Origin of the sequence: Enterococcus sp. B2E4, from assembly GCF_030499455.1 — a bacterium.
In the GTDB taxonomy this organism is placed as follows: Bacteria; Bacillota; Bacilli; order Lactobacillales; family Enterococcaceae; genus Enterococcus_D; species Enterococcus_D casseliflavus.
The window spans coordinates 112,177-136,110 of the sequence record NZ_JAUKPK010000015.1; the positions used below are offsets into that span (position 1 = coordinate 112,177).

Annotated in this window: 22 protein-coding genes, 1 tRNA gene and 1 riboswitch; of the genes, 17 read left to right on the forward strand and 6 right to left on the reverse strand. The window is 43.3% G+C overall.

Annotated elements, in window-relative coordinates:
- Positions 1–23: 23 nt before the first annotated feature.
- A complete protein-coding gene (locus tag Q1X33_RS11930; protein ID WP_005229963.1) occupies positions 24–251 on the forward strand; it encodes a hypothetical protein in 228 nt (75 codons plus the stop codon).
- An 88-nt stretch (positions 252–339) separates the two neighbouring features.
- Here Q1X33_RS11930 and Q1X33_RS11935 read toward each other — a convergent pair whose 3' ends face one another.
- From Q1X33_RS11935 to Q1X33_RS11945, 3 genes are all read right to left on the reverse strand, one after another.
- The gene (locus tag Q1X33_RS11935) at positions 340–1,611 is read right to left on the reverse strand and encodes a hypothetical protein (protein ID WP_301969688.1); all 1,272 of its coding nucleotides are present in this window, start codon (positions 1,609–1,611) and stop codon (positions 340–342) included.
- Positions 1,612–1,807: 196 nt separating this feature from the next.
- A complete protein-coding gene (locus Q1X33_RS11940; protein WP_005229967.1) occupies positions 1,808–3,034 on the reverse strand; it encodes an Ltp family lipoprotein in 1,227 nt (408 codons plus the stop codon).
- 404 nt (positions 3,035–3,438) lie between these two features.
- A tRNA-Leu gene (locus tag Q1X33_RS11945) sits at positions 3,439–3,521 on the reverse strand.
- 196 nt (positions 3,522–3,717) lie between these two features.
- Here Q1X33_RS11945 and Q1X33_RS11950 point away from each other — a divergent pair.
- The 4 genes from Q1X33_RS11950 (at position 3,718) to Q1X33_RS11965 (ending at position 8,312) form a co-directional block, all read left to right on the forward strand.
- A complete protein-coding gene (locus tag Q1X33_RS11950; protein ID WP_005231926.1) occupies positions 3,718–4,830 on the forward strand; it encodes a hypothetical protein in 1,113 nt (370 codons plus the stop codon).
- Complete coding sequence (locus Q1X33_RS11955; protein ID WP_005229971.1) at positions 4,827–6,041, forward strand: ABC transporter permease; 1,215 nt, start codon at positions 4,827–4,829, stop codon at positions 6,039–6,041. Before Q1X33_RS11950 ends, Q1X33_RS11955 begins: the two co-directional genes overlap by 4 nt.
- 10 nt (positions 6,042–6,051) lie before the next feature.
- Positions 6,052–6,927: an ABC transporter ATP-binding protein gene (locus tag Q1X33_RS11960; RefSeq protein WP_005229973.1), complete on the forward strand. Its 876-nt coding sequence runs from the start codon at positions 6,052–6,054 to the stop codon at positions 6,925–6,927.
- 167 nt (positions 6,928–7,094) lie between these two features.
- Positions 7,095–8,312 carry a pyridoxal phosphate-dependent aminotransferase gene (locus Q1X33_RS11965; protein ID WP_005229975.1) on the forward strand — a complete coding sequence of 406 codons (1,218 nt, stop codon included), beginning with the start codon at positions 7,095–7,097 and terminating at the stop codon, positions 8,310–8,312.
- A 55-nt stretch (positions 8,313–8,367) separates the two neighbouring features.
- Here Q1X33_RS11965 and Q1X33_RS11970 read toward each other — a convergent pair whose 3' ends face one another.
- Positions 8,368–8,547, reverse strand: coding sequence for a hypothetical protein (locus Q1X33_RS11970; RefSeq protein ID WP_005229977.1), 180 nt, complete (start codon positions 8,545–8,547; stop codon positions 8,368–8,370).
- Positions 8,548–8,706: 159 nt separating this feature from the next.
- Between Q1X33_RS11970 and Q1X33_RS11975 the strand changes: the two genes are divergently transcribed.
- From Q1X33_RS11975 to Q1X33_RS11995, 5 genes are all read left to right on the forward strand, one after another.
- A complete protein-coding gene (locus Q1X33_RS11975) occupies positions 8,707–9,552 on the forward strand; it encodes a helix-turn-helix domain-containing protein (protein ID WP_005229979.1) in 846 nt (281 codons plus the stop codon).
- A 68-nt stretch (positions 9,553–9,620) separates the two neighbouring features.
- On the forward strand, positions 9,621–10,766 hold the full coding sequence (gene nagA / locus Q1X33_RS11980) for an N-acetylglucosamine-6-phosphate deacetylase (RefSeq protein WP_005229980.1): 1,146 nt from the start codon (positions 9,621–9,623) through the stop codon (positions 10,764–10,766).
- A 123-nt stretch (positions 10,767–10,889) separates the two neighbouring features.
- Positions 10,890–11,729 (forward strand): SDR family oxidoreductase, encoded by an 840-nt coding sequence (locus Q1X33_RS11985; RefSeq protein WP_005229982.1) that lies wholly within the window; start codon positions 10,890–10,892, stop codon positions 11,727–11,729.
- Between the two features lie 195 nt (positions 11,730–11,924).
- On the forward strand, positions 11,925–12,626 hold the full coding sequence (locus Q1X33_RS11990) for an ABC transporter ATP-binding protein (RefSeq protein WP_015509898.1): 702 nt from the start codon (positions 11,925–11,927) through the stop codon (positions 12,624–12,626).
- A gap of 6 nt (positions 12,627–12,632) precedes the next feature.
- A complete protein-coding gene (locus Q1X33_RS11995) occupies positions 12,633–16,049 on the forward strand; it encodes an FtsX-like permease family protein (protein ID WP_241761039.1) in 3,417 nt (1,138 codons plus the stop codon).
- A 44-nt stretch (positions 16,050–16,093) separates the two neighbouring features.
- On the opposite strand, the gene Q1X33_RS12000 is transcribed toward Q1X33_RS11995, so the two are convergent.
- Positions 16,094–16,693 (reverse strand): aromatic acid exporter family protein, encoded by a 600-nt coding sequence (locus Q1X33_RS12000; protein ID WP_005231932.1) that lies wholly within the window; start codon positions 16,691–16,693, stop codon positions 16,094–16,096.
- 98 nt (positions 16,694–16,791) lie between these two features.
- Between Q1X33_RS12000 and Q1X33_RS12005 the strand changes: the two genes are divergently transcribed.
- Complete coding sequence (locus Q1X33_RS12005) at positions 16,792–17,754, forward strand: aromatic acid exporter family protein (protein WP_034869373.1); 963 nt, start codon at positions 16,792–16,794, stop codon at positions 17,752–17,754.
- Positions 17,755–17,786: 32 nt separating this feature from the next.
- On the opposite strand, the gene Q1X33_RS12010 is transcribed toward Q1X33_RS12005, so the two are convergent.
- Positions 17,787–18,743, reverse strand: a complete 957-nt coding sequence (locus tag Q1X33_RS12010) for a Gfo/Idh/MocA family protein (RefSeq protein ID WP_005229991.1) — start codon at positions 18,741–18,743, stop codon at positions 17,787–17,789.
- 123 nt (positions 18,744–18,866) lie between these two features.
- Here Q1X33_RS12010 and Q1X33_RS12015 point away from each other — a divergent pair, with 123 nt between their 5' ends.
- From Q1X33_RS12015 to Q1X33_RS12040, 6 genes are all read left to right on the forward strand, one after another.
- Positions 18,867–19,370, forward strand: a complete 504-nt coding sequence (locus Q1X33_RS12015) for a hypothetical protein (RefSeq protein ID WP_005229993.1) — start codon at positions 18,867–18,869, stop codon at positions 19,368–19,370.
- A 32-nt stretch (positions 19,371–19,402) separates the two neighbouring features.
- Positions 19,403–20,413 (forward strand): M15 family metallopeptidase, encoded by a 1,011-nt coding sequence (locus tag Q1X33_RS12020; protein WP_034696034.1) that lies wholly within the window; start codon positions 19,403–19,405, stop codon positions 20,411–20,413.
- Positions 20,410–21,015: a glycoside hydrolase family 73 protein gene (locus Q1X33_RS12025; RefSeq protein WP_005229997.1), complete on the forward strand. Its 606-nt coding sequence runs from the start codon at positions 20,410–20,412 to the stop codon at positions 21,013–21,015. The genes Q1X33_RS12020 and Q1X33_RS12025 overlap by 4 nt, the downstream gene beginning before the upstream one ends.
- A 20-nt stretch (positions 21,016–21,035) precedes the next feature.
- On the forward strand, positions 21,036–21,713 hold the full coding sequence (locus tag Q1X33_RS12030) for a hypothetical protein (protein ID WP_010749577.1): 678 nt from the start codon (positions 21,036–21,038) through the stop codon (positions 21,711–21,713).
- A gap of 82 nt (positions 21,714–21,795) precedes the next feature.
- Positions 21,796–21,893, forward strand: a riboswitch (purine riboswitch).
- 76 nt (positions 21,894–21,969) lie between these two features.
- Positions 21,970–22,551: a xanthine phosphoribosyltransferase gene (locus Q1X33_RS12035; RefSeq protein ID WP_005230001.1), complete on the forward strand. Its 582-nt coding sequence runs from the start codon at positions 21,970–21,972 to the stop codon at positions 22,549–22,551.
- Positions 22,551–23,855 carry a nucleobase:cation symporter-2 family protein gene (locus Q1X33_RS12040; RefSeq protein ID WP_005230003.1) on the forward strand — a complete coding sequence of 435 codons (1,305 nt, stop codon included), beginning with the start codon at positions 22,551–22,553 and terminating at the stop codon, positions 23,853–23,855. The genes Q1X33_RS12035 and Q1X33_RS12040 overlap by 1 nt, the downstream gene beginning before the upstream one ends.
- The last annotated feature ends 79 nt before the right edge of the window (positions 23,856–23,934 follow it).

Here is a 23,934-nt window from a genome sequence, read left to right on the forward strand (position 1 = left end):
AATCAAGTAAAAGGAGAGCAAGCATGAAAAAAAACGGGGCGGGACAATCACTATTTCTAGCATTATTGATCAGCATGGGCTTATTTTTCTTTGTCCAAGGGAAACAATTAATAGAAAGTGGGGCGTCTCCTGTGATTTTTATTGCTTTTTCGGCTTTTGCAGGAATTATCGGAGTTGGTGTCTATGGTCTTCAAGCAATAATGAAGCAGCATCGGCGCAAAGCCATGGTACCAATCAAAACCAAAAAATAAAGAAACCGGCCAATCTTAAACAGGAAGATTGGTCGGTTTTTTGTTTAAGCTAAGACAAAATGGAAAATGGGGTCTCGTCTCCTACATATTAATTTTCCATGTTTTCAATCGCAAATTCGATCTCATCAGGTGAGAAGCCGTTCCCTTCAAGATGAGCAGCCATATTTCTTTGACGGATCCCTAACACCCGACGGGATTGATTGGCGCGTCCTAAAGCATGGCGATACCAATCTACATCTAGGGTTTCTAGTGCCCATTGTGTTTCCTCCGCAGTAAAACCTTCTGTTTCTAACAGTTCTGCCATCTCTTGTTTTGAATAAAAGCGACGATTTCCTTGCGCTCTAACGAGGAAAAAGGCTTCAAGTTCTCGTTCTGTCGCATTGTTTTCGCGCTCATAGCGTGCTGCTACAGTCGGGGCGAGATGAAACCCTGCTAAAATCGTTTCCTCGGTCACTTCGTTATCAAACACGTAGGTTCTGAACTGAAAACGATTGTCGTTTTCCAGTTCAAGCCATAGTGATTCAACCAGAAATCGATAACCGTATGGAATCGTTTCATAAACAGCATCGGCAATTTCGTAAAAATAAGCGGAAACGGCTTCGTAAGGAGTCATTATCTCGGGAACGATTTCCGTCGTTTGTCCATTAAACAAAGTGATTGCGGAAGGGTAGGTCTCACCAGCATTCGTAAATGTGAGAATCCCCACTGGCTCATGTTTTGTTGAAAAGACATTCATGGTCACACCGTTCGCCAAATCAATAGCACTCTGCCACTCGATTTCTTGGTCATCGCTTTGTTGGTGTAAGTGTTCAAGTGTATCAGGTGTCAAACCAAGCTTTTCTCGTGTATCTTCATTAATTCCTTCTTCATCGGCAAGAGGACTGTTTGCTCCAGCGGTCACTAGTGCTAAATCCTCTTCGTATTCGTTGAATAATTCTTGCAATTTTGCTCGTCTACTGACGATGATCGGGCTCTCTTCATGGATGGCAAGTAAGGCTTCGATACGGCCATTGCGAGCGGCAACCCAACTGGGCATATCCAGATAGCGAGCTTCGATCGCTTCTTGAGCGAGTGCGATCATTTTTTCCGTGTTTTCAATGAATGCCGCCTTGTGTTTTGAGTTGCTATTGACCTGGTCTAGAAAGGCCAATTCTGCTTCTTTGCCTCGAATCATCAGTTCGAGATTTTCAATACTTAAATCATAAGTAAGATTTTCTGCATGATAGGTATGTTCCCAACCAGCATCTAAAGCTTCCCCGATGCGCTCAGAAAGTTCCTCAGGACTTGCTGAATTTATCGTCCCACATCCTGAAATCAGGGACAGTATTAGTAATAAAGGCAACAAAACTTGTTTTTTCATTTTTCTCCTCCTCGTGAGACTCTAGTAAACCTCGCCAATTTGTACGAATGAACGCATCAGAGCACTTTCTTGGGTATAAACATAGCCACAATATAAGGGACATCAACTGACCCCCAAAGTTAGACCCAAAAACCTAACTTTTTGGGGTCACTACAACAGCATATGGGCATCGTGATGCCCTTTTCTTCGCTAGCTTTTAGTTACCTATGTTTGTCATCGCGTAGTCGATTTGTTCTTCTGAAAAGTCTTCAAAAGTCAATAACCGGCGAATGTTGTCAGGAGGAAGACTCATCAAGGAATGGTAACTATTTGCTTTCTTCAACGCCTGCTCGTTCCAATCAATCGTGAGCTGATCAACTGCCCATTGTGCATCATTATGGGTAAACCCTTCAAATTCTAATTGTTGTATCAATCGTGCACGTGAGAAAGCCATGAGGTTCGTATAGGATTCGGCACGAGCGATCGCTCGTCTTTGTTCTGAAGATCCTTCATTCTCGGTCTGAGTTTGTTCGTCCTTGTTTTGCTCTTGCTGCAAAGCCGTAGCTGCTTCTTGTTTGGCGTTTGCTTCTTGAAGCTGTTGATACACGGTAGTGACCATGTCTTGATCAATGTCATGATCAAAGCCATAGGTCATCACCGCCAGCTGATGTTCATCAGAAGATTGATCGAATCGATTCATAAACATCATTGATTCACGAGGAATATTTACGGCGAGCGCTCGTAAAATCGTTTCATAGAAAGCAGCTTTTTGCTCGTCGGCAGTTTCCCGATTCAGAACAGTAAACCCAGATGCGTACTCCTCATCGGGCATCGCAAAAACGAAGACGTCAACATTCGTTTCGCTTGTGTGGTAAACGGTGGCAGTGAGTCCATCGTCAAGTTCGATTGTGCGATGAAGAGTAAGCGCATCTTCTGTGAGCTGCTGAAGCTGCTCGATATCGTCTGCCAAAAGCCCCAGCTTTTCCCGCGGGTCGGCTTCAGGAATCGTTTCGTTTGCTACCTCTAGTAGACTGTTGAGGTTGTCTTGATTACTGAGAATGATAGGGCTCCGTTCATGAATCGCAGCCAGAGCTTGGCTATAACCAATGCGGGCAGCAAACCAAGCAGGGACATCGATCCGACGCTCCACTAACGCTCGTTCAGCGGTTGCCATCAAATCAATCGTGTGGCTGATCAATTGCTGAAGGTCTTCGTCGGAAGAATCAAGTTCTTCCAAAATAGCCAGTTCGGCTTGGCTGCCTGCAATCAGCAATTCTAAGGTCGCTGGTTGATAATAGGCCCAACCCGTTCCAGACTGGTTTGTATATTCCAGTCGTGCGTCGATGCCAAGCGCAACGGTCTCTGACAGTTCTTCATCTGCCTTCGTGCAGCCGATAAGCAAAATAACGAATGACAATAGGGTGATCAGTATTCTTTTTTTCATTAGACTCCTTCTTTCTATCGAAAGTAACTGAGAAAACGGTCGGCAGAGGTTGGTTCATCTGGGGGAAGGAGGAGGGCAGGTGAATGGAAAAAATGTTGAAAAGATTTCCATCACAAGTTCATTCAAGCAATTGTTTCTGATATGCTAATAAGAAAAAACGGAAAATCGAACTAAATTTTATGAATAGTTGTTATATTATTCATTTTATATGAAAAATATCTCTAAATGCAACGATAAAAGGATTTTTATTGGATTTTTTATATTTGGGGAAAGGAAGGTTACTATCAACTTTTGAGGAGTAGGTACTCAAGATCAAAGCGATCGAGGGAATTCATTGAAGGATCGCCAGGGGGGATCTTTTGTGCAAACAAAAAACAGCTTCCGCAATTGGGAAGCTGTAAGGATGCGGAAAATGGGATTTGAACCCACACGAGCGATTGCTCACAAGACCCTCAATCTTGCACGTCTGCCATTCCGTCATTTCCGCAAATACTATAGAAGGAAACGCAGGCTAAGGTAGTTCTGTCACGCCGCGTCTAGAAAATATCTTACCTGATTTTCAGCAGGTTTGTCAATAACTTTTCCAAATGCTATTTGAAAGAATTTTCAGACTTTAGATTGCATTTTTTTCCATAAAAGGTATGCTAAAAGAATGAATAATTATTTTTTTGAGAGGAGAGCAAATGAACTATTTTAAAAACCAACTGGCAAAAGCTGTTAAGCAGAAAGTATTCATCTTCCTACTCATTGGTGCCTTTAGTTTAGGCTGCAGTTTTTCCGTTTATTTGAAACTGATGGAACCCGTCAACTTGCCCGCTACCATTACCGCCGAAAAAGCGGAGGCCTCACGGCTTGTTGATCGCTACCAAGCCAATCAATCTGGTTCACCGGATGAGCAAGAGGTATATCAGCTATTACTTGATAACAATACTCTGACCTCACGGCAGCTGTCCAACTTGATTATGGAGGAATATGAACGATTTAATCAAACGAGTATTCAAATTGCAGAACTAAAAAAGCAGATTTGGGCGTCTTCAGTTGATGACAAAGCCTTTTTACCGCCGATGTGGTCGATCGAACAAGAGCAAACGGTCTATCAAGCCTTAGCCGAGCAAGAAAAAGATCCGGTTCTCACGGCTGCCAATACCCAGACGGCTGTCGCTTTGGCAATAACGTTTTTACTGAATTTTGGGTTCTTCTTCTGGGCTTTTTTTGCTAGTGACAATTTATTAGAAGAAAGAGAACACTTCTCCTTGATCCGCTCATACCCACAAATTTTTCCGATTCGGATGGTCAGTAAGGTTTTTGTCAAAACGATCACCAATTTAGGAATCTTGCTCGTGTTTTTCTTAGGCGTCTTTCTTTCAATGAGCCTTCTGGGGGAGTTCGGGGATTGGCAGTATCCAGTAGCCGTCTATGTCAGTGGGGATTGGGCAGCCTTACCTTTTTGGCAGAGCGTTTTATATAGTATGGCTTCTTTTGCCTTGCTGATTGGTTTGATCGAATGCTTAGGATTTGTCATGAACATGGTCGCAGCCAATCGATACGTCTCTTTCTTTTTACTGGTGCTTTTTTATGGATTCGGCTTGATTCCGATGCTGCAAAAGATCCCTATATTACCAGTTCATCTAGCTGCTCTGGAGAAATTTTATTCGGGCGCCTTTGCTTTGGGTTCTGGTACTTCTTGGGGCGTCTATGCTAGTTGGCTGCTGACGCTGGTGTGGATCTTCCTTTGTTTAAGCATCATGCTCGTTGCGGATAAACAGAATCGCTTGTTGAAAGGAGGCAAAGGATGAAAGACTATTTTTTATTTGAATTACGACAACTCTTAAAGAGCAAGAAAACCATTGGTCTTTTTTGCTTGTTGCTGATCTACAGCGGCGTTTACAGTTTTTGGCAAAAAGATTTTCGCCCGATTGAACGAGTAGATGAAACGGAAATGCAACAACGCTATACTGTGCGACAAGATTTTCTTGATCAACAAGCAGCCAATCCTTCTGACCATTGGTCGGCAAGCTTAGCAGTTGAAATGTTTACCCCATGGAACGAAGCGGAAAAACAACGATTAGATGCACTAGCTGATGAAAACTGGCAAGCTTATGCACAAGGAACAAGTACGTGGTACCAGTTGGCGTTGCAGTTTACCGATGAACGAAATGTTTTTTATACACCGGATTATTATACGTTTCAAAATTACTACGCTGCCTATGATGGGCGGTTCGGCTATGCATCAACCGCAAAACTGATGGAGGCTTTTAGCCAGCTGCCCAATAGCAAACTCTCTCAAGCAGTCATGGAGCAAAAAACGGGGGTGCAAGCATTACAGAGAAGTTTTACTGGATATTTACCGATTCTGTTGCTTGCTGTTTCTTTATTTTTGGCGATCGATTGCTTACCAAAAGAACGAAGACATAAATCTCTGTTTCTTTCACTGCCATTATCGACAGAAGAGATCCTTTGGAGCAAAACGGCAGCGTTGATGGTTGGTTCTGCAATCGCAACGCTAGGAACCATGTTCTTTATCTGGTTTGGCTCTGGTATTCAATTCGGCTTTGGTTCCTTGGAACTGCCAGTCACGATTTTATCATCGACCTTTGATGCCCGCTACCCGATCACCGATTTCAATGCTTTTGAAACACAAGCCATCGGTCTTTTTTTAAGTCAATGTTTTCTAGCAACGCTTTTCTTGCAGTTTCTTTATTGTCGCGGCATCTTGCTGTTCAGTGCCCTGTTTCGTTCAGAAATGATTAATCTGCTTGTGGCTGGTTTTTGTTTGCTTTCGCCCTTTCTTTTCCAACGACGCTGGTTTAGTGCCTACCTTGATAAAACGCTGTATGTCTATCTGTATCAAAATGTGGGACAAGTCCTTTCAGGCTGGACATGCTTTTACTTTGGTTCTGCAGGATTTACGATGGAAAAAGGCTTACTTTTATTAGGCGGCGTTTGGCTTCTGATCGAAATGTGTTTCTTTTTGACGATCCAACGCAAAAAATTTCATTTGGCATAGGAGGAACGATATGTTAGAACTGAAAAATGTGACTGTCACATATACGAGAAAAGTATTGGATCAACTTTCCGTTGCTTTTTCTCCCGGGGAGATCGTCGGGTTAGTCGCCCCTAACGGCACTGGGAAATCCACGCTACTGAATGTGGCGATGAATTTCATCCAGCCGAATGAAGGCGCAGTATTTTTAAACGGCAGTCAAGTATATGTGACCAAAAAATCAGAAGTGGCAGCGCATCAACAAATTTCATTTTTTCCTGATCAAAATGATTTGTACAATGATTTAAGCGGACTCGAGCATTTGAAACTGTATCAGCGAATGTGGCGTTCAGAGGAACGCTTGGTGGAAGAAACGATTGCTCGTTTGCGAATGAGCGATTATATCAAACGCCCAGTGGGAACCTATTCGCTGGGGATGCGGCAACGTCTGTGTTTTGCGATGCAGATCGTGACAGATACGCCATACATGCTGATGGATGAGGTGATGAATGGCTTAGATCCGACCAATGTCGAATTGATCTCCAACGTGTTGAAAGCCTTGCGGGAGCAAAAGAAAGCAATCGTGATCGCTTCGCATATTCTGACGAATTTAGATTCTTACGCGGATCGGGTCTTGTTTTTAAAAGACGGTAAGATCATTCACGAATACCTTGGTCGCAAGTCGTTGGTCAATGAACCGTTGTATGTAAAGACGGACTCGGCGGATTTCTTGGTGGCTTTTCCAGAGCTAACGACAGTGACTATCGATCTGCAAGGGCGGATCTATCTAGTAGAAATCAGCGATCCGCAGTTGCCGCAACGCTTTATCGCAGCAGGAATCACTGATTTTTCGGTGGGGCATTTGGCGTTAAATGAATTGTACTTGAAGTATTTTCCTGAAAATTCCTGAATGAACCAAATTCAGTGGATGAACGCAGGGCAAGCGCTCTCGATCCAGAGGTGAAAAATTTTCGCCACAGTTAAAATTTTTTTGCTATAATAGGTTCAATCTGAAAAGAGATCAACGACGAGAACCAATAACCTGACGTTGACCTATGGTTAAAGGAGAAATGGAATATGAAGAAATTTTCAAAGTCGTCAAAACTTGAAGGGGTCAGTTATGATGTACGCGGCCCTGTTTTAGAAGAAGCTGATCGGATGCAAGAAGAAGGCATCAGTATCTTAAAATTAAATACTGGGAATCCCGCGCCCTTTGGCTTTGAAGCCCCAAATGAAATCGTTAGAGATTTAATCATGAATGTGCGAGAGTCGGAAGGCTATTCTGATTCAAAAGGGATTTTCTCGGCACGTAAAGCGATCGAGCAATATTATCAATTACAAAAATTTCCTGATGTGACCATCAATGATATTTACACAGGTAATGGTGTTTCCGAGCTGATCACGATGTGTATGCAAGGGTTATGTAACAATGGGGACGAAGTGCTCGTGCCGATGCCAGACTATCCCTTGTGGACTGCTTCGATCTCATTAGCTGGCGGAAAACCCGTCCATTATATTTGTGATGAACAAGCAGATTGGAATCCTGATATCGAGGATATCAAAGCCAAAGTAACCAGCAAGACGAAGGCCATCGTCATTATTAATCCAAATAATCCCACCGGCGCCGTTTATCCGAAAGAAGTTTTGCAACAAATCGTCGAGGTTGCTCGTGAGCATGACTTGATCATTTTCTCCGATGAGATCTATGACCGTTTAGTCATGGATGATTATGTCCATGTACCGATTGCTACACTAGCACCAGATCGCTTCGTTGTGACGCTAGGCGGTTTGTCTAAGTCTCACCGAGTGGCAGGCTTCCGCGTTGGCTGGATGGTTCTCAGCGGGGATAAGTCCAATGTCAAAGACTATATCGAAGGCTTGAATATGTTGTCATCGATGCGGCTGTGTTCCAATGTTTTATCGCAACAAATCGTCCAGACTGCACTAGGCGGCTATCAAAGCTCCGATGAGCTGCTGCTGCCAGGTGGTCGAATCTATGAACAAAGAGAGTTTATCTACAAGGCGATCAATGATATTCCTGGATTGTCAGCAGTGAAACCGAAAGCAGCCTTTTATATTTTTCCTAAAATTGATATTCAGCGCTTTAACATTACCAATGATGAACAATTTGTTCTCGACTTTTTACATGAACACCATATCTTGTTGGTGCACGGCGGTGGGTTCAATTGGCAACAGCCCGATCATTTCCGTATCGTCTACCTTCCTAATATGGAAGATTTAAAAACGACTGCTGAAAAAATGACAGAATTCTTGGCAGCGTATCGCCAGAAGTAAGTACATGAAAAAGCACCGCTCCTTCAGCGATCGTGAGGGAGCGGTGCTTATGTTTTTATTCGGTAACTGGTTGACAAATTTTTTTGCTGACAATCATCCGATTGGTAAACTTATCCAGCATTTCAGCACTAGGATCGGTCACTTGAACGAGGACCGAATTTTCATATTCTCGTTCGATGATCCCTTGGTATTTTTTGCCTTCCCATGTAAAAAAGATCGTACTGTCGATCGTCATCTTAACACCTCATTTGAAATTGTGGAAAAATAACAAGACATTCTTGAAATTGCTTTCCTTTTTGTCATTATGTGCTAAAATAAAGAAAATTAAAAATGCGAATTCGCATTTTTGACAAGAAACGTTCGATTTTTTTAGAATTCCCCCTGGAGGACGATTATGAAAAAAAGAGATGAATCTTTTGGTCAAAATATCCGTTCAATTCGGTTGAAACGAAAGATGACCCAGAAGATGTTAGCGGAAGATATTTGTTCGCAAAGTGTGTTAAGTCGTATCGAAAACAACGAAGAGCTGCCCAATGTCTGGGTGATGTACCAAATCTGCCAACGCTTAGGCGTCACCTTAGATCAAGTAATGATGCTTCATTCGGAAGAGATCAACAAAACCAATCAAATCTTTGCCGAAATCGAATCACATTTTGTCCATAAGCAGTTTCAAGAAATGCGGGAAAAAATGGAAGACAAGGCGATCAAGGATTATTTGTATCTGGATTCAGATATGCAAATGTATTACTACTATCTAGGCAGCTGTGATTATTTCCTCGATCAAAACTATGATGCCGCCCTTGAGGCGCTGAAAAAAGGATTGGCCTACTCCTATCAACAGGATAAGACCAATGTGTCGGTGATGGAAATTCGTATCCTGAGCTGCATGGGTCGCGTCTATAGTGATTTGCTGCAACTGGGTGAGGCTCGTTTTTACTTAGAAAAAGCTTACGATGCCATGCACGCACTGCCGCCGGAACGTCTCTCCACATCATTGACCAAAATTTACTACAATTATGCGGTCTTTTTAAAGGAGCAACAAGAAGACTGTCGCGCGCTAAAAGTAACCAACGAAGGCATTGCCCTAGCGAGAGAGAAAAATAGCTTGTATTTTCTAGAAGAATTGTTTGAACTAAAAGGACAATTGCTTCAAAGACTAAAAGAAGAAAAAGCAGCTGAAAAAAGTTTTCAACTGTATCGTGCCGTCATGGATATTCGCCAATCAGACAAAGTGGTGTAGACCTTTCTTGACTTCTGCTGCAAATAAGAGTACTTTTAAGGAAGAAAAGAAATAGAGGAGCGATCAAGATGAATAAATATATTTACGCAGACAAATTCTTTCTGAAATCAGCGGTTCATGGCCCTGGTTACTTGGAGGTCAAGGAGGGAAAATTCGGCGCGATCGTCGATGAAGTCCCTGCTGGTGCAGACGTAGAAGATTATTCAGGCAAATGGGTAGCACCGGGTCTTGTGGATACTCATATCCACGGGTTTATGAACCATGATGTGATGGATAACGATGCAGAAGGCATCAAAGCCATGTCAGAAGGTCTTTTGTCTTGTGGTGTGACATCTTTCTTACCGACAACTTTAACATCTAGCAAAGAACGGTTGCGGGATGTTGCTGAAACCGTTGGGAAAGTCAAAGACGAAGTTACAGGAGCGAAGATCCAAGGGATCTACTTTGAAGGACCGTTCTTTACTGAAGAACATAAAGGGGCACAAAATCCGATCTATTTTGGTGATCCAGATATTGACACCTTCCATGAATGGCAAGAAGCTTCTGGTGGAATTATCAAGAAAATCGCCTTGGCTCCTGAGCGCGAAGGTGTGAAAGAATTTGTTTCGCAAGTCACAGAAGAAGGCGTAGTAGTTGCCTTAGGTCATAGTAACGGTACATTACAAGAAGCGCAAACAGCAGTAGAAGCTGGTGCCAGTGTCTTTGTTCATGCATTCAACGGAATGCGCGGATTAAACCATCGCGAGCCTGGAATGGTCGGTGCCTTACTTTCATTAAAAGAAGTTTTTTCTGAGTTGATTTGTGATGGCCACCATGTGCATCCACAAGCAGCTGAGATTTTGATGGAAAAAGCTGGTCACGACCATATGGCCTTGATCACTGACTGTATGATGGCTGGCGGCATGCCAGACGGTGATTACATCTTAGGTGAATTTCCCGTCGTTGTGAAAGATGGCACGGCACGGATGGAAACAGGCAATCTTGCTGGCAGCATCTTGAAACTAAAAGAAGCCGTGAAAAATGTTGTAGACTGGGGAATCGCTACCCCTCAAGAAGCGGTCATGATGGCAAGCTTGATCCCAGCGATCAGCTGTAACATCGACCACGCTTGCGGCATGATCAAACAAGGTCGTCCAGCAGACTTCATTGTTTTGGATCAAGAAATGAATTTAGCAGCCACTTATTTAGATGGTGTTTGCCGTTACCAAGCATAAAATGAAACAATCTGCTTCAAGAAACAAGAAGAGAGCTTTTCTCGATCTGTTTTTTGAGCAGATTTTTTTGTTTTCAGTTATGATGAAAGAAAAACGGTATTCTTAGAAGGGGAAGGTGGCAAATTGAAGACGATTTTAGTTACGGGTGCCAACGCTGGCATGGGCTTTGCAACAGCCAAACAATTAGCAGAAATGGGGATGCATGTGATTTTGTATTGCCGTTCTGCCGAACGAGGACAGGCAGCACAGCAACGTTTGAAGGAAGAGACTGGCAATCCAAGCATTGATCTAGTGATCGGTGATCTGGGGTCATTGGCTAGCGTACGCAAGTCAGCCGCTGAAATCAATGCCCGCTTTGAGAAATTGGATGTACTGATTAATAATGCGGGCATCGTCAATTTAAAAAAAGAGCGAACAGCCGATGGATTTGAACAAATGCTGGGCGTAAACTACGTGGGGCATTTTGAACTGACCCGTCAGTTATTGCCGCTAATAAAACGTGCGGATGCTGGTAGGCTCGTTAATGTTGCTTCTGGTGCTTACAAATTTGTAAAGAAAAAGGATCAGCGCTTTTTCGATGTACCAGATTTTTTACCTTGGCGGGAATATGGGCGCTCAAAAAAAGCCCTGATTTTATTTACGGATGCACTTGCCTTTCAATTGCGCAATACGACCGTTACTGCCAATGCCTTGCATCCGGGAGCTGTGGCGACCAGCTTAGGGGTCAGCCGACAAACAGGATTTGGTCAATCTGTCTACAAAATGCTCACGCCTTTTTTCAAAACACCAGAGGAAGGGTCTGATACAGCGATATATTTGGCACTAAGCCCCGAGGTAGCTGGCACTAGCGGGCGCTACTTTGTCGACCGTCAGGCAGTGCCGACGGAGATCCTTGATGAGCGGCAGCAAGCGCAAAAACTTTGGGAAGAAACCCAGCGAAGAATTGCCGACCAAGCACAATAATTGGTTTTTGTTCTTTGTCAATCAAATTAGATGGAAGTGTAAAATCGATTCTGGGACAGAATGAGCATCATTTTGTCTCAGATTTTTTAATTTGATAAAATGAGCTGCTTTTTTGCTGTTTCTTTCGCAGGAATAAGTATGATACACTATTAAGCGAGAAAGCGCATGCGGCGCTGGAATTCTTGGAGGAACATAATGAGTTATATCGAAGTTGTGAAAGAAGTGAAGAAATACACAATGGGCGACACGGTCATTGCTGCTAATGATGGTGTTTCGTTTTCTGTAGAAAAAGGAGAGATCGCACTGATCCTTGGTCCTAGTGGCGCTGGTAAGTCCACCGTTTTAAACATACTTGGCGGAATGGATCAATGTGACAGTGGCAAAGTGATCGTTGATGGAACAGATATTGCTGGCTTTGATGCCAAACAATTGACGACCTATCGCCGCAAAGATGTCGGTTTTGTCTTTCAGTTTTATAATTTGGTCCCTAATTTGACAGCCAGAGAAAACGTTGAACTCTCAGCACAAATCGTGCCAGAGGCACTTGATGCTGCTGAGATCTTGACCCAAGTTGGGCTTGGTGATCGCTTGGATCACTTTCCAGCGCAATTGTCTGGTGGCGAGCAGCAGCGAGTCACGATCGCTCGTGCTATAGCGAAGAAGCCCAAATTGCTGCTTTGTGATGAACCAACTGGGGCACTTGACTATGAAACGGGGAAACAGATTCTAGCAATTCTAGAAAAAACGGCTCGTGAGACTGGGACGACCGTTTTGATCATTACACATAACAGCGCATTGGCTCCCATGGCTGATCGTGTGATCCATATCAATGATGCAAAGGTCCGCAAGATGGAAAAAAATACTCATCCGATTCCAATTGCCTCTATTTCTTGGTAAATGCCTATGAAAAAAACATTATTACGTTCCAGTTTACGTGAAATTAGGCAAGCACCCGGGCGGTTTTTGTCCATATTAGGCATTATCTTCTTAGGGGTCGCTTTTTTTGTGGGGATCAGTGCAACAGGTCCGAATATGGAACAAGCTGCTGAAGATTACTTTGCTCGCCAGAAATTAGCGGACTTTACGATTGCGTCAACTTTAGGGTTGTCGACTGCCGATCGGGAAATCATTGAAGAAATGCCTGGTGTCACGTCTGTTGAAGCAGAGCAGATCGCCGATATCAATGCCGAAAATCACCGTGCCGTGATCCGTGTCTTTTCCCTTTCGAAGGAGCGACAAGTCAATCAATATCAGGTGACTTCTGGTCGATTGCCGCAAAAGTCAGGGGAAATTGCTTTGGATCAAGCGGCACAAAGCAGCGGTGGGTTTGCACTAGATGAAACTTTTGAACTGCCAGAAAGCGGTGAAAACCAGCTAGCAACGCACACTTACACGATCGTTGGCTTTGTCAATAGTCCCGAATTTATTGAGAATTTTCATCGAGGCAATAGTACCGTTGGGAATGGGACAGTCGATTACTTTGCAGTAATTCCAGAAGAAGATTTTAAAGAAACTGCGTATGCTAGATTGTTAGTTCGTTTTGATGAGCTATCGCAAGTGACTAGCTATTCAGAAGCATATCAGACAAAAAGGGATCAAGTAAGTGATGAAGTAGAAGAACGGTTGGCTCCGCGGGCACAAGGACGTCGGCAAGAGTTGATCGATGAAGCGCAACCAGCGATTGATGAAGCCAAAGAACAGATCCGTGATGGCGAAGAGGCATTGCAGCAAGCGCAAGCGGAACTTGACGACGCAACAGAGAAATTGGCGCAGGCGCATCAGGAGTTGACGGAACAAGAAGTAGCTTTTCAGACAGAGATTCAAACTGCCCAAGAGCAATTGAATGTAGAAGCGCAAAAATTAGCTGAGGGGAAACAGGCATTGATCGAAAATCAACGCCTGCTAGATCAAAATGAACAAGCATTGATTCAGCAAGAAGCCCAAGTACAGTCAGCCCAAGCTCAGTTGGCACCCGTTTTGGCACAAAGACCTGAACTACAAAGGGGTATCCAGCAGGTAGAGGAGCAACTGGCGCTGGCATACCAAGGCATGGATCAAATCAGAAGTGTGAGTCAACTTTCTGCAGAGGAGCAAATGTCCCAGCTGCCTACCGTCTATGCACAAATAACAGCCGCTCTGGCACAGTTGAACCTGCCGACAGATGTCCTTGGTCCGGTTCCTGATCTGGAGGAAATCGATGAAACGATGATTGCTACTATGCTGACGGCAGCTGAAGATACATTGCGTCCACTTATTGCCGAAGGTGAGCAACAACGTGCGCAATTACTTGGGCAATTGTCTACGATCAATGACCAAGAAGCGCAACTTCAGCAGGCACAACAGCAAGTCAATGCTGGCTGGAGCCAAATCAGAGCTGGGCGCCAAGAATTGGCACAAGCGCAGACCCAGATCACCCAAGGAGAGACGCAGCTAAGCGACGCTCGTGAGACCTTAGCTTCTGAAAAAGCCAAGGGTCAGTCTTTATTAGCTGCTGGTTGGCAAGAATATCGAGAAAACGAAGCAACCCTTCAAGAAAAGCTTGACGAATTTAAAGAAAGAGCACCAAAAGAACGCGAAAAACTTGAAGATGCCAAAAAAGAAGTTGCTGAAAAAGAGCAGGAATTGTTGGATCTAAAACCGGCAGTTTATCGTGTCGCAAACCGCGATGCGAATCCTGGTTATTCAGAGTACCAAGACAATGCGGAACGGGTTTCTTCGTTAGCGACGATTTTCCCAGTTATCTTCTTTTTGATTGCAGCGTTAGTCAGTCTAACCACCATGACGCGGATGATTGATGAAAAACGTAGTGAGATCGGTACATTGAAAGCATTAGGCTATCGTAACTGGGAGATTGGACAGAAATTTTTGCTTTATTCCTCTGCAGCAGGCATCACAGGTGCTGTATTGGGTCTAGCAGTCGGCTTTTCCTTTTTTCCAGCAATCATCATTCAAGCTTATGGACCGCTTTACAATCTCACGGAGTATGAAACCCCATGGTATTTGCGGCTTTCATTGATTGCTGTGGGAGTCAGCTTGCTTTGCACCATCGGTATCGCGTTGCTGGTTTTACGATTTGATTTAAGACAGTCATCGGCTTCATTGTTACGACCAAAGGCACCCAAAACAGGAAAACGAATTCTCTTAGAAAGAATCACCGTTATATGGCGGCACTTAAGTTTTATTCAAAAAGTTACAATGCGAAACCTGTTTCGCTACAAGTCAAGAATGCTCATGACCATCTTAGGGATCGCCGGATGTACGTCCATGATCTTGACTGGATTTGGCCTGAGAGATTCCATCAGCAATATCATTCCTTTACAGTTTGAGAAAATCTGGCAATATCAGGCGGTGATCACCTTTGATGATGAGGATTCGGAAGCAATGAGTGAAACAAAAGCCGCCGCAGAAGATATTGATGGTTTTGAAGCAGGGTTATTCTTGCATACGGAAAGTCTGACGTTGGCTCAATCGGGGGTCACGCAGCAAGAAGTAACCGTCACCGTGCCAGAAGATCCTGCGGCTTTATCGAGATTTGTCCACTTGAATGATCGGGTTTCAGGAGAAGCTTACGAGCTAGAAGGAGAGGGCGCCATCATCAATGAAAAGCTTGCTAAGTTGTTTGGATTATCGGTGGGTGATACGATAACGTTGACGAATGAAAGCGGCGAAGCATTTGAACTGAATGTGGCTGCAATCGCAGAAAACTACACTGGGCATTTTGCTTATTTGACCCCGGATGCTTACCAGAAGATCTTTCAAGCAGCTCCTTCTTACAACAGTGAGTTATTGAAATTCAATCAGCGTTTGACAAAATCGGATGAAGAAGCGATAGCAGCTGATCTGATGGCACAAGACAATGTCATCAATGTTGCTTTCCTCTCAGCTTCAGCGGATGCCTTAGATGACACGACAGCAACCTTGAACATCGTCATCTGGATCTTGATCTCGTCTGCGGGGGCATTAGCCTTTATCGTGTTGTATAACTTGAACAACATCAATATAGCGGAACGCATTCGCGAGTTGTCGACCATCAAAGTATTGGGCTTTTATGATCGAGAAGTGACCATGTACGTCTTTCGTGAAAATATCTTTCTGACGATCTTCGGCATTGCATTTGGTTTATTATTAGGGGTGCTTCAGCATCAATTTGTCTTACAGACCATCGAAGTCGATATCGCCATGTTTTCACCGACAGTCGAACCAATGAGCTATTTGTATGCCGCTGGATTGACCTGCTTATTTTCAAGCGTGGTAGGGATCGCAATGTATTTCAAACTGAAACATGTCAATATGATCGATGCACTGAAAGCCAATGAGTAACAAAAACAGCCTTTTCTCAGAATGATTCTGGAAAAAGGCTGTTTTTATTTTTCTTGTTTTTCTTGTTCGGAAATCTCGCCTTGGACTTCTTCTAGCATGGCTTTTAGTTCAAGCTCTTTTTGCCTCAGCACCACCAGATCTTCTTGGATCTCATCCTTTTTCTCTTCCTCAGGTGGTCGAATGACGAAATTGATCGATAGGGCAACTAACGTGCCGATAAAGGTGTCCAATACACGGTCTAAGGCGAAGATGATCGATTCCCCTTGAGGGACACTGGAAGTGATCAAAAGCATCGTCGCAATAGCAGAGATAATGCCAGAATTGTTATTGATGCCATCTGAAAAAACGATGACAAAAATGACTAGCGCTGGCAAGACAAACAATTCGATCAGAAAGTCATTTTGAAAATATTGCTTCGTCAAAAAGTAAAAAATGGCTGTACCGCCGCCGATCGTATTTCCTAATACCCGTGACTTACCAAAAGAGATCGTTGTGGTCAGGTCTTGTCGCAAAGAAAAGACAGCCGACAAGGCAGCAATCAATGGTTGGCCACGATCAAGAAAATGAAAGAGCAGAATACAAAGCATAACAGCGATAGCTGTTTTTATCGTTCGCATACCTAAGCGAAAACGCCCCAGTTTCATGGTCGAATGCCCCCTTTACTTAATCATACCCAAAGCAGTTGAGAAATTCTAGTCTTATTCCTCACAATTTAGTATACTTTTCACAGGAGGTGACAAAAATGAAAATCGGAATGAGGACCGTGAAAACGGCGATTGCTGCTGGTTTATCAATGTTTCTGGCACAACAGATCGGTCTTTTGTATGCGCCAGCCGCAGGGATCATCGCCATTTTAAGCGTCGGCAATACAAAGAAAACGTCACTTTTTACGGGAATCGGGCGTTTGATCTCTTTGGCGATCGCAACGCTCTTAGCTTTTGTCAGCTTCCATTTATTAGGCTTTGGGCCGATAGGATTTGTTCTTTTTCTCTTTCTCTTTATCCCAACCGCTGTCTATTTCAATTTGACCGATGGGATCGTCGTCAATTCTGTCTTGGTGACCCATTATATGATGGAACGTTCGTTTGCTTGGCCACTGATTGGGAATGCTTTTTTATTGATGAGTATTGGCATTGGCTTTGCACTTTTGTTCAATTTATATATGCCAGATGGCGAACGAGCATTGAAAGAAAGACAGCAATTAGTGGAAGAAACGTTTAAAAGTCTTTTAAAAGACATGTCGATTGCGTTGACTGAAAAAGAAAAGGCGACGCTTCCCCAGGTCTGCCAAACGCTTTTGGGGGATATCAAGCAAGGCAAACAACAAGCAATGGTGCATAGTGAAAATCAATGGCGAGGAGAAGCCTCCTATTATGAAGAGTACTTTACCATGCGCCAAAGTCAGGCACGCTTACTCTTAGAAATGGTTGACTTATTGCAGTTGTTTTGGGTAGAAGAAGCCTATACAAATGCGTTTCAAGAGTTGCTATCCTTTACTGCCGAGTCCTTTCACGAAAATAACGATGGGAAAGAGATCTTGGCAAAAATTGCTGCGCTTTATGAAGATTATCGACAAAAGCCATTGCCCCAAACAAGAGCAGAGTTTGAAAATCGCGCTCAGCTGTTTCAGTTTCTGCAAACCTTTAAAAGTTTTATTGAAATCAAAGCCGACTTTTCTGAGCAAATGCAAACAATAGCACGCTAAAAAAAGACTCCTAAAAAGGAGTCTTTTTCATTTTACTGCTGTTCCCAAAAAGCTTGCATTTGATCAAGAACGTCAATGACATCGGTGGTCAAATGGATCGATCCTTCGATCTCGCCATCGATGGCTTTGATCATATTGGCAATTTCATAATTAAGGGCTTGACTGCTGTCGCCAGCTTCAATCACTTCATTTGTTCCATCTCGGAAATGGATCACGGCTTTGTCCGCACGAGGGTATTCATCTACGGTAATGTATCCTTCTTCGAAAGCGACGATACCGGTTTTAGGCATTTTCGCTTGAAAAGTCAGCGTGACACTAGCCATTTCATCGGCTGGATTTTGTAGGATCGTGACTGATTGTTCATCCACACCTGTAGAGAAGGGCTTCATGCTGCTAAACGTCACTTCTGGTGTATCCGTCATGAAAAAGCGGGCAAATGAAACAGCATACGTACCGATATCTAATAAAGCACCGCCGCCTAAATCTGGATTGAAGAAACGATTGCTTGGGTCTGGATCTTTGTAGCTGCCAAATGGTGCTTGGATCATTTTTAATTTTCCTAAGCGTCCGGCATCAATCTCTTCTTTCAACCGAGCATAAACCGGCATATTGAAAATCGTCATTGCTTCTTCTAAGATTAGGTTTTTTTCTTTGGCTAAGGCTAGTTCTTCCGCTAGCTCATCGGCACTGGTGGTGATGGCTTTTTCGCAGAGGACATGTTTTCCTGCCATCAGAGCTTTCATAATAAATTCATGATGAAGATCATTAGGTACTGCAATATAAACAATATCGATTTGCGGATCTTCTAACATGGCATCTGTGCTTTCATAGGCATGGGGAATAGAGTGTTTCTCAGCAAATGCTTGGACTTTAGGGAAACTCCGGGCACTGACCCCATATAGTTCACTTGCTTCATTAGAAAAGCCAGCAGCAAATTGCGTTGCGATATCTCCGAGGCCAATCATTCCCCAACGGTATTTTTTCATCATTGATCATCTCCTTCGTATTTAGTATAACAAAAGAAATCAATTCTTTAAAATAATCAAAAACAATCGCAAAAAGTTTCCATTACGGCTGACTTTCAGTAAAATATAGAAGAGGAGGGATAACATATGCATAATGTATCAATTGCAATTATTTTAAATACCATCATCGAGCAATACGCATCAGAAAAACAGTTTTATGAAACACAATTAGGCATCACCGAGGAGCAATGGGAGGCATGGAAAAATGGCACAATGAGTCTGTCACCTGCTGAAAATCAGAAAGTGAAGCTGCTGTTTTCAGATTATGAATGGATGTTGATCCAAAAAATCATTCGGCAAACCGTCATTTATCCAGAAAAACGCAATCAAGCGGTCGTCGAGTTCAAAAAAATGAAGACTCAAATCGCCAGAACGTGGTTAGCAAGCGATTTAGCGAAAGTCGAATTGTTAACAGAATCTGAAGAAACAGCCCAATACCTTGATTTGAGAGTCAGTATTACGTATGATGAGTGGGGTTATGATGATATACTAAACTTCCGATTGCCCGCTTTTGTTCAGCAGCAAATTCGCAATGAAAAAATCGAACTGTTGGAGTGGGTCAAAGAAAATCTGGAAGAAACTTACAACTAAAGGTAGGATATTTTTTGAAAAAGTATTATGGAATGGCTGCGGCGGCGGGCTTCTTGTTTCTGGTTCTTTTAACCATTCAAGTGAACCGAGTGACCGCAGTCACCCCAACAAAGAGTGCAAGTATCGCTCGTTCAACAGATCAAGCATCAACGGGTGAAACAACAGAAACAAATGAAAAAGAGCCAAATGGGAACACGCAAGAGTCACAAGAACAAGCAAGTGCTAGTGATGAAGTGAACGAAGAGGATTTTCCAACTGTTTCATTGGATGATTGGTCATTGGTTTTGGTAGGCCCAAACAATAAAATCAAAAGCGAAATTGCCCAAAAAGATTTAGGGAAATTGTCGAATGGCTATCTCGTCGATCAACGCATCGTTTCAGCTTATGAAAAGCTGGCAGATGCCGCAAAAGCTGCAGGACATCCTTTGGTGATGGTCTCTGCCTACCGTTCAGTAGCGTATCAAGAGGAGATATTCAATGCCAATGTCAACACCCTGATGAGTCAAGGTCATACAAAAGAAGAAGCAATTCGTATCACGAAACTGACCTTTACTGAGCCTGGCTATAGCGAACACCATACTGGGCTTGCTGTTGATGTTGTGGATCAGGATTGGTATCAAAATCATACAGGAGAACTGCTCAATGAGGGGTTCGGTGATACTGAGGGTGGAAAATGGCTACAAGCTCATGCAAGGGAGTATGGGTTTATCATCCGTTACCCGAAAGGAAAACATGCTATTACGCAAATCGATTATGAGCCTTGGCATCTACGATATGTAGGGGTCGAAGTGGCAACCTACATTGAGGAGCAGGAGTTGACCTTTGAAGAGTTTCTGGAAGAAGCAAAAGAACACATCGCTCGAAAAGAAGCAGAACTGTCCTCTCACGAATGGGAAGATCCTCTGGCAGAGGACTGGATCTATGAGGGTTCTCTTGCTAAAAGTCAAGAAAGCAGTGAGCTTACACAAGATGAGTTGTTGCTGAATGGAGGCAATTTGTTTTCTGAAAATGTGTTTAGTCAGACAAAGGAAGTGAAAAAATGAGCGCAAGACGAAAAAAACAGAAGACTCGTTTCCCATTAGTCTTTCTAGGGTTATTCTTGATTGGGATTGCTTTTATTTTTTCCTTAAATAGTTTGGCAGACCCCCTTCCCAAAGAGGAAGAAACAAACACGGAAGCCATCTCCCATGAAGAATTTATTGATCGCATCGCTCCTTACGCACAAGAACTGCAAAAGGGCTACGGGATTTTACCAAGTATCATTATTGGACAGGCAATCCTTGAATCAGATTGGGGTCAAAGTTCTCTAGCCAGTGAATACAATAATTTATTTGGAATTAAGTCGTTTGGCCATTCAAAAAAGGTGACATTAGATACCCAAGAGTTTTATAATGGAGAATGGGTCACGATTCAAGGAGATTTTCGTGTCTATGATACTTGGGAAGAATCAATGGATGATCATACGATGTTGTTTGTAAATGGTGTGGATTGGAATCCTGCACTTTATGTAAATGTCTTGACAGCAAACGACTACCGCAGTGCCGCACAAGCATTACAAGATGCAGGGTATGCAACGGATCCGGATTATGCCAGCAAAATCATTCAAGTAATTGAAACCTACCAATTGAATCGATTTGATCAATAAGAAAAGAGAGTTGGCTGCTTATGGAAGAAAAATATATGCCAAAAATCACCACCGATTTGCGCAAAGATATCGTGAAAGTGCCTAAAGTTATTCGAGAGGCTAGCGGTATTCAAATATTTGGAAAACAAATCCGCTCCATTATTTTCACAACGGATATTGCGATCATCCGCAATACAAATGCGGATGCTGTGATTGCGGTCTATCCCTTTACACCACACCCAGCAATTACGAAAGCAATCATCGAAGCAGCGGACATTCCAGTGTTTTCTGGTGTCGGCGGGGGCTTGACCCAAGGATTTCGCTCGTCTTATATGAGCATGTTTGCTGAAGCCCAAGGGTCGATCGGGGTCGTCTTAAACGGACCAACGCCACTGAAAACTGTAGAGCAGGTCTGTAAAGTTGTAGATATTCCCGTTATCAGTACCGTAACGAGTAAGTATACCGAAATTGATGCCAAGCTTGAAGCTGGTGTGAAAGTCATCAATATCAGTGCTGGCAAGGACACAGCAGATACCGTGGCTTTCTTCCGAAAAAAATATCCGAAGCTGCCGATCATCGCAACCGGTGGACCAACCGATGAAAGCATCTTAGAAACGATTGAAGCAGGCGCTAATGCCATCACCTACACGCCGCCGTCCAATGGGGAGCTTTTCAGTAAAAAGATGGAACACTATCGCGATATGGAGAAGCCAGAGTAGGAAATGATCCACAAATGAGAATATTTTTATTTATAAAGGGCATTCCATGCTTGTGTTTTTAATCAAAGACAGGCATAATCGAATCTATCATTTAAAAATTACTTGTATATCGTCGAAATATGGTCGACAGTCTCTACCCGATACCGTAAATATCGGACTATAAGTAAAAATCGTGCCTGTTAGACACTTTTTTTGCTTTGGCAAAAAGAGTGTCTTTTTTTTCAGGATGGAATAGAAAGGAACGAGGAGAGCTAGGATGGAAAAATTAGTTGAGCGTATCAAAACACACGGAAATGTGCTGGGCGAAGGGGTTCTTAAAGTGGACCAATTTTTGACCCACCAAGTGGATTATGAGTTGATGAAAGAAATCGGTGCAGTCTTCGCGGAACGGTTTCAAGGAAGCGGCATCACAAAAGTAGTGACCATCGAAGCTTCAGGGATCGCACCAGCCCTTTATACTGCAGAACAGTTACAAGTACCAATGATCTTTGCCCGTAAAGCAAAGAGTTTGACGATGGATGAAGAGCTTCTGACTGCATCTGTCTATTCCTTTACTAAGCAAGTGACCAGCCAAGTATCGATTTCCAAGAAATTTTTGTCTTCAGATGATACGGTCTTGATTATTGATGATTTCTTAGCAAACGGACAAGCTGCAAAAGGATTGATCGAATTGTGTCAGCAAGCAGGAGCAAAAGTCGTTGGCATTGGGATCGTGATTGAAAAATCATTCCAAAGTGGTCGACAATTACTTGAAGAAATGGGAATTCCTGTTGTTTCACTAGCACGGATCGCCTCATTGTCGGAAGGCCAAGTTAGCTTTTTAGAAGGAGATGCCTAATGAAAGAAACGAATAGCCGTTCAGCAGTTTTAGGCTTGCAGCATTTGCTAGCGATGTATGCAGGAGCTGTTGCCGTTCCTTTGTTGATTGGAACAGGTCTGGGCTTCAATGAAGCTCAGATGACGTATTTGATCTCGATCGATATTTTCATGTGCGGAATCGCTACGCTTTTGCAATTAGTTGTTACCCGCTTTTTCGGGATCGGCCTACCAGTCGTTTTAGGCTGTGCCATCCAAGCTGTCTCCCCATTGATTTTGATTGGCACCAAATCAGGGATCAGTGCGATTTACGGAGCGATCATTGCCGCTGGGATTTTCATTGTTCTGATCGCTGGCATTTTTTCGAAAATCAAAGTCTTGTTCCCCCCATTGGTGACAGGAACGGTGATTACCGTCATCGGCTTGACCTTGATTCCAGTCGCCATCACCAAAATCGGTGGAGGGGATGCCGCAGCTGCTAACTTTGGTGATCCAACGAATTTATTGTTAGGCTTTGTGACGATTGCCTTGATCATTGGGGTGCAGGTCTTTGGGAAAGGCTTTATTCGCTCGATTGCCGTTTTGATCGGTTTGATCGGTGGGACCATTTTAGCAGCGCTCTTAGGATTGGTGGATCTTTCTGCCATCGCCCATGCGCCTGTGTTTCATTTGCCTCAGCCTTTTTATTTCGGCTTACCATCCTTTGATCTGTGGTCGATCGTTTTGATGATCATTATTTCCATCGTGAGTCTGGTAGAGTCCACTGGCGTTTATTTTGCGCTGGGAGATATTACTGAAAAACCGATTACAGGCAATGACTTAAAGCGCGGCTATCGTGCGGAAGGCTTGGCGGTGATCCTTGGGGGGATCTTCAATACATTCCCTTATACTGGATTTTCACAAAATGTAGGTTTGGTTCAACTTTCAGGTATTAAGACACGACGCCCGATTTTCTTTTCAGCTATCTTTTTGATCGTATTAGGGCTGTTTCCAAAAGTTGGTGCCATTGCGCAAATCATTCCAGAAGCAGTACTGGGAGGCGGCATGTTAGTGATGTTTGGCATGGTCGCTGTTCAAGGGATGCGAATGCTGAGCAAAGTTGATTTTATGAATGACAAGAACTTGTTAGTGATTGCGGTCTCGATCGGTTTTGGTTTAGGGTTCAATATGATGCCAACCTTATTCAGTCAGATGCCTGAAACCGTCCAAATGTTTACAGGCAATGGGATCGTCATGAGTAGTTTGACAGCCATTGTTTTGAACCTGTTCTTCAATGGATTGCCGAAAGAAACAGACGAAGTGACGGAATTGAGCTTGCAACAGTAAGTCGATTTGATCCAGACGAGGATTCGTCTGGATTTTTTGTATTGTTCCTTTATTTGTCTTTTTCCTACCAAACAGAAAG